Here is a 6,261-nt window from a genome sequence, read left to right on the forward strand (position 1 = left end):
GCCGGGGCGGCCGCGAGCACGGCCAGGGCGCGGACGAGCCCGTCCACGCCGCCCCGCAACACCAGGGAGAGTTCGGCCCGCGGCGCGGTCGGGTCGGGGACCAGCGCGGACGGGTCCCCCATCGGGTCGGCCGAACACCCGAGCGAGGCGTATCTGACCAGGCCGGACTCGATGTCCACGAAGCGCAGGACCCGGATCGGTGCCGCCCCCAGGAAGGTCACCGATGCCTCCTGCGGCTCGGGGCCGAGATGCGCGATGAGATGCTCGCGGACCGCGGTCAGGACGGACGACGAGTCGGAAGGGCCTCCCGGGAGCGTCACTTGAGGCCGAGGCGTGCGAGTTCGTCGCGGACCTTCTCGGCGTTCCCGGGCTCGCACAGGATGTCGTACCGTCCGGCGACCAACTGGGAGGTCGACGCGAAGTCGCGCTTTCCCCGTGTCGCGGCGTAGGACAGCGAGGCGGAGACCACACCGAACACCGAACCACCGATCAGTCCGGTGAGGACGACTCCCCACATCGGCTGGGTGAAGATGCCGACCAGCAGGCCCACGAACAGTCCGAGCCACGCGCCGGTCGCCAGTCCGCCGAGCAGGATCTTGGGCCAGGTCAACCGGCCCGTGACACGCTCCACCTGCATGAGGTCCACGCCCACGATGGTCACCTCGTGGACGGGGAACTCCTCGTCCGCGAGGTGGTCCACGGCCGCCTGGGCCTGCGCGTAGGTGGGGTAGGAACCGACCACCCACCCGGTGGGGGGCGTGGGCAACCCGGGCGTCTGCCCGCGCCGGCCCGTGGTCGGGGACACCGGAGTCGTCATCACATCGATCCTTCCGTCGTCGACCCGTTCGGATCGGTCTCTCGGGCGGCCGTCGTCGTCATCCCCGCTGCCCGCCCCCGTGCGGAGACTACCAGTGCCATCTTACGGCTGGCCTCGTCGAGCATCTCGTCACCGAACATCACCGCGCCCCGGGCCCCGCCCTCCTCGGACGTGGAGTGGGCGTAGGCCGCGAGGATCCCCTCCGCCTTGTCGAACTCGTCCTGACGCGGGCTGAACACCTCGTTGCCCGCGTCCACCTGGGCGGGATGCAGGACCCACTTGCCGTCGAAGCCCAGTGCCGCGGTGCGGGCCGCCGCCCTGCGGAAGCCCTCCACGTCCCGCACCTTGAGGAACGGCCCGTCGATCGCCTGGAGACCGTGCGCCCGGGCGGAGACGAGGATGCTCAACAGAACGTGGTGGTAGGCGTCGCCCGGCGCGTACCCCTCCGGCTGCTCCCCGACGGTGAGGGTGCGCATGCCGATCGAGGCCATGAAGTCCGCGGGACCGAACACCAGCGTGAGGACCCGCGCGCTCGCGGTGGCGATCTCGTCGATGTTGGTGAGACCGAGCGCGTCCTCGATCTGGGGCTCGATACCGATGTGCCCGACCGGCAGGCCCGCCGCCTTCTCCACCTGGGTGAGCACCAGGTCGAGGGCCCGGACCTCCGCGCCCGACCGCGCCTTGGGCAGGAGGAGCGCGTCGACGTGGGCGCCCGCCCTGCCGACCACCTCCGTGACGTCCCGGACGGTGTACTCGGTGTCCCAGGCGTTCACCCTCACCACCACGGTCGGCGCGGCGAAGCCACCGCTGGTGAGCGCCTCGACGACGTTCTCGCGCGCCTGTTCCTTGGCCGGGCCCGCGACGGCGTCCTCGAGGTCGAGGAACACCTCGTCCACCGGCAACCCGCGGGCCTTGCCGATCATCTTGACGCTGCTACCGGGGACGGCGAGCACAGTGCGCCGGGGACGCGTGCGCAGTCCGGCGATCGTCGCCGCGGCGGACTCCGACGGTGCGGGCTCCGTGTGCTGGGCGGGGGTCATCTGCGGGCACTCCCTCCGGTCCGGTGCGGGCGGGGCGTGATCCACCACCCGGTGACTAACCTGGTCCGCATGGCGAACCTCAACAAGGCTTTCGTCGCCAGGCTAGCCGGACTGCCGGTGATCGGCCCTGACGGGGACGACATCGGGCGGATCCGCGACGTCGTGGTGACGATGCGCGCCCGGCACAAGCAACCCCGGGTCCTCGGACTGGTGGTGGAGCTGCCCACCCGGCGGCGGATCTTCGTGCCCATGCTCAGGGTCGCCTCGGTCGAGCCCCGCTCGGTCGCGCTGATCTCCGGAACGATCAACCTGCACCGGTTCCAGTCCAGGCCCGGCGAGAACCTGGTGCTCGGGTCCCTGGTGGACTCGATCGTGGGGGTCGATCCGGAGCGCGGAGCGCCCGGCTCCGCGGCCGGCCCCTCGGCCGTCTCGGGGGCCGGCACCGCGGTGACGTCGCGCTACCAGGTCGTCGACGTGGAGATCGAGCGGCAGCGCACCCGCGACTGGCTCGTCTCCAGGCTGGCCGTCCGGGCCCGTCGTGGGCGCGGGCCCCTCGGCCGCCGGGGGCCGGTGTCGATCCAGCCCTGGAGTCGGATCGAGGGGTTCGACGACGACGCCATCGGCACCCCGGAGCACGGAGCCGAGAGCCTGGTCGAGCACTACGCCGATCTCCGTCCCGCCGATGTCGCGCACGCCCTGCGTGAACTACCCGAGGTGCGTCGGCTCGAGGTGGCCCGCACCCTCGACGACGAACGACTCGCGGACATCCTCCAGGAACTGCCCCACGACGAGCAGACCGAGATCGTGACCCGACTCGAGCTGGAACGGGCGGCGGACGTCCTCGAGGCGATGGATCCGGACGACGCGGCGGACCTGCTGGGCGAGATGCCGGAGAAGGACGCCGAGTCCTTCCTCGAACTCATGCATCCGGAGGGCTCCGCACCCGTCCGCCGCCTGTTGACGTTCGACGCGGACACCGCCGGCGGGCTCATGACGCCGGAACCCATCATCCTGTCCCCCCAGACGACAGTCGCGGAAGCCCTGGCCCACTGCCGCAATCCCGACCTGAGCCCGGCGCTGGCGAGCCTCGTCTTCGTGGTCCGACCCCCCACGGCCACCCCGACGGGCAAATACCTCGGATGCGTCCACATCCAGGCGCTGCTCAGGGAGTTGCCGTCGACCATGGTCGCCGAGACCGTGGACACCAGCCTGTCCAGCCTGCGTCCCACCGACTCGGTGGACTCGGTGACGAGGTTCTTCGCCACCTATAACCTCGTGTGCGGTCCCGTCGTGGACGACGAGGGCCATCTCCTGGGGGCGGTCGCGGTGGACGACCTCCTCGACCACCTGCTCCCCGAGGACTGGCGTGACATGGACCTCCACGACCACAGGGAGGTCCGTCGGTGACCGAACCGGGCACGCGCTCCGCGCTCTCCACACCCGTCACCTCGCGGCGGCCCCGCATCAGTGTCGACCCGGACGCCGTGGGCCGGTACAGCGAGGCCATCGCCCGGTTCTTCGGGACCGGCCAGTACCTGCTGATCCAGACGATCCTCGTGATCGTCTGGATCCTCATCAACGTCACGGTCGTGGCGATGCGCTTCGACCCCTATCCGTTCATCCTCCTCAACCTCGCGTTCTCCACCCAGGCGGCCTACGCCGCCCCCCTCATCCTCCTGGCCCAGAACCGTCAGGAGGACCGCGACAAGGAGTCGATCGCGGAGGACAGGCTGCGGGCCACCCAGACCAAGGCGGACACCGAGTTCCTGGCCCGGGAACTGGCCTCCGTCCGGCTCTCCGTGGGTGAGACGGTCACCCGCGACTACCTCCGCCGGGAACTCGACGACCTCAGGAGCTCGATCGAGCGCATAGAATCGCTGCTCGCGGACCAGAATTGTGACGGCGGTAACACCGAACGCCGCAAAAGCGATTCAGACACCAGGGGCCGGAGGTAGCGTCGACCAGCACGGCAGCGATGCCGCGACGCACCCCGCTCGCGACACCGTCCGGACGTTGTAGGGGGAACTTTGCGCAAGATCGCGCACAACACTGATCGACGGGCACTGACCAGCGCCGCGGTCGCCGCGGGCGTGATCGGCGTGCTCACCGCCGTGAGTCTGACGATGGACCACAGTCGGCCCACCGGGGCCTCGGGAATCGTCCAGGCGGCCGAGACCGCCACCCAAGATCCGACGACGACCGCGGCGGGTGCCACCACTCCGACCTCCGAGACCCCGCCGCCGAGCGAGGTCCGGGACCCCGGCGCCGCACACATCGAGCCCGCGACGATCCCGGACGGCCCCCTCGGGATCCCCGGCATCGCCCTGGACGCCTACCACCGCGCCACCGACCGCCTCAACCTCGAGAAGCCCGCGTGCGAGATGGACTGGACACTTCTCGCGGGCATCGGCCAGGTCGAATCCAACCAGGGCCGTGGACGCTTCGACGCGCAGGGCAACACCATCGGCCGCATCCTCGGTCCCCGCCTCGACGGCTCGCTGCCCGGCACCGCCGTCATCACCGACACCGACGGCGGGCGGTTCGACGGCGACACCGAGTTCGACCGGGCGGTCGGCCCCGTGCAGTTCATCCCCTCCACCTGGGCGGTGCTGGGTCGGGACGGCAACGGCGACGGCGTGGCCGACCCCAACAACATCTACGACGGTGCACTCGCGGCCGCGACCCTGCTGTGTGGACAGGGCGGTTCGATGGGTGACCCCGCGGCCCGCACCCGGGCGGTCCTCGCCTACAACAACTCGCTCGCGTACGTGGCCAACGTCAACGCCTGGGCGCACGGCTACGCCGTCAACTCCTACCCGTTGCCGTCGGACCTGCCGGAGATCCACAAGCCCAGGCCGATCGTGGAACCACCGAAGACCCCCGAGCACTGCCCGGACGGCTGGGAGGGTCGGCCCACCGCGGCACCGGAGCCCGCGCCGCCGGGCGAGCCCGGCCGTCCGGTACCCGGATGTACCGAGGTGACCCCACCGCCGGCTCCCCCGGCAGTACCCACGCCGCCGTCTCCGTCCCCGTCGCCGTCCCCGGAGAACGCGCCGGCGCCTCGTCCCCCTGCGCCGCCGGCCCAGGTCGCGCCGGCCCCACCCGGGCTCCCGGTGTTCGAGCTCCCCTGCATCGCACCGTTCTGCGTGCCGCCGCCTGCCTGAATCGCCCGCCCGGACCCCGACGCCTAGACTCGGGGCATCATGAGTGCACCCAGCGAAGAAGCGATCCGCGCCGCCCTGGCCAAGGTCGACGACCCGGAGATCAGAAAGCCGCTCACGGAGCTCGGCATGGTCAAGGGCGTCGACATCGACGAGGGATCCGGCCGGGTCGGGATAGGCATCTACCTGACGGTGGCCACGTGCCCGATGCGGGACACGATCACCGACCGGGTCCGCACCGCGGTCTCGGACGTCGCCGGTGTGGGCGAGGTCGTGGTCGAGCTCGACGTGATGAACGACGAGCAGCGCACGGAACTGCGCAAGCACCTCCGGGGGGACGCGGCCGAACCCGTCATCCCGTTCGCCCAACCGGGGAACCTCACCCGCGTGTACGCGGTCGCCTCGGGCAAGGGGGGCGTGGGCAAGTCCACCGCCACGGTCAACCTCGCGACCGCGCTCGCGTCCCGTGGACTGTCCGTGGGCGTCCTCGACGCGGACATCTACGGCCACTCGATCCCCCGCATGCTGGGCACCGATGCCCGGCCCACCCAGGTCGAGCAGATGATCCTGCCGCCGGTCGCGCACGACGTCAAGGTCATCTCGATCGCCCAGTTCACCAAGGGGAACACCCCGGTGGTGTGGCGTGGCCCCATGCTGCACCGCGCCCTCCAGCAGTTCCTGGCCGACGTGTACTGGGGCGACCTCGACGTGCTGCTGATGGACCTACCGCCGGGAACGGGTGACGTCGCCATCTCGATCGCCCAACTCATCCCGTCGGCGGAGATCCTCGTGGTGACCACACCGCAGCAGGCCGCCGCCGAGGTGGCCGAACGGGCGGGGTCGATCGCTCTCCAGACCCGTCAGCGGATCGCGGGCGTCATCGAGAACATGTCGTGGCTCGAACTCCCCGACGGCACCCGCATGGACGTCTTCGGCACCGGCGGTGGGGCCGAGGTCGCGGCGAACCTCTCACGCTCCGTGGGGGCACCGGTGCGCCTGCTCGGCCAGGTGCCGCTCGAGCAGGCCGTCCGGGAGCACGGCGACGAGGGCACCCCGATCGTCCTGGCGGAGCCGGATTCACCGTCCGGCAGGGCGTACAGGGAGATCGCGGACGGACTGGCCGTCCGGCCGCGCGGACTGGCGGGGATGAACCTCGGGATCGACACCACGCGCCACCTCTGACCGCCGGACCGGCCGGACCGCCGCACGGCGGGACCGCCGCACGGCGGGACCGCCGCACCGC

General features: G+C 71.3%; 7 protein-coding genes. 4 read left to right on the forward strand and 3 right to left on the reverse strand.

Going from position 1 to position 6,261, the window contains the following annotated elements; translation table 11 throughout:
* From G6022_RS13905 to G6022_RS13915, 3 genes are all read right to left on the reverse strand, one after another.
* Positions 1–320: suppressor of fused domain protein (locus tag G6022_RS13905; protein WP_182691805.1), on the reverse strand; the 320-nt coding region annotated here is incomplete at its 3' end.
* Complete coding sequence (locus G6022_RS13910; protein WP_179525580.1) at positions 317–817, reverse strand: general stress protein; 501 nt, start codon at positions 815–817, stop codon at positions 317–319. The genes G6022_RS13905 and G6022_RS13910, both read right to left, overlap by 4 nt.
* Positions 817–1,857 carry a CoA ester lyase gene (locus G6022_RS13915; RefSeq protein WP_182610450.1) on the reverse strand — a complete coding sequence of 347 codons (1,041 nt, stop codon included), beginning with the start codon at positions 1,855–1,857 and terminating at the stop codon, positions 817–819. Before G6022_RS13915 ends, G6022_RS13910 begins: the two co-directional genes overlap by 1 nt.
* 69 nt (positions 1,858–1,926) lie before the next feature.
* On the opposite strand from G6022_RS13915, the gene G6022_RS13920 reads away from it, so the two are divergent.
* From G6022_RS13920 to G6022_RS13935, 4 genes are all read left to right on the forward strand, one after another.
* Entirely contained in the window at positions 1,927–3,264 is a 1,338-nt protein-coding gene (locus G6022_RS13920; RefSeq protein WP_182639826.1) for a CBS domain-containing protein, read from the forward strand.
* Positions 3,261–3,812 (forward strand): DUF1003 domain-containing protein, encoded by a 552-nt coding sequence (locus G6022_RS13925; RefSeq protein ID WP_182610526.1) that lies wholly within the window; start codon positions 3,261–3,263, stop codon positions 3,810–3,812. Before G6022_RS13920 ends, G6022_RS13925 begins: the two co-directional genes overlap by 4 nt.
* A gap of 72 nt (positions 3,813–3,884) precedes the next feature.
* A complete protein-coding gene (locus tag G6022_RS13930; protein WP_182658828.1) occupies positions 3,885–5,021 on the forward strand; it encodes a hypothetical protein in 1,137 nt (378 codons plus the stop codon).
* A 39-nt stretch (positions 5,022–5,060) separates the two neighbouring features.
* Positions 5,061–6,200, forward strand: coding sequence for an Mrp/NBP35 family ATP-binding protein (locus G6022_RS13935; RefSeq protein WP_179525585.1), 1,140 nt, complete (start codon positions 5,061–5,063; stop codon positions 6,198–6,200).
* The last annotated feature ends 61 nt before the right edge of the window (positions 6,201–6,261 follow it).

The sequence above is a fragment of the Dietzia sp. Cai40 genome (assembly GCF_014145165.1).
In the GTDB taxonomy this organism is placed as follows: domain Bacteria; phylum Actinomycetota; class Actinomycetes; order Mycobacteriales; family Mycobacteriaceae; genus Dietzia; species Dietzia natronolimnaea.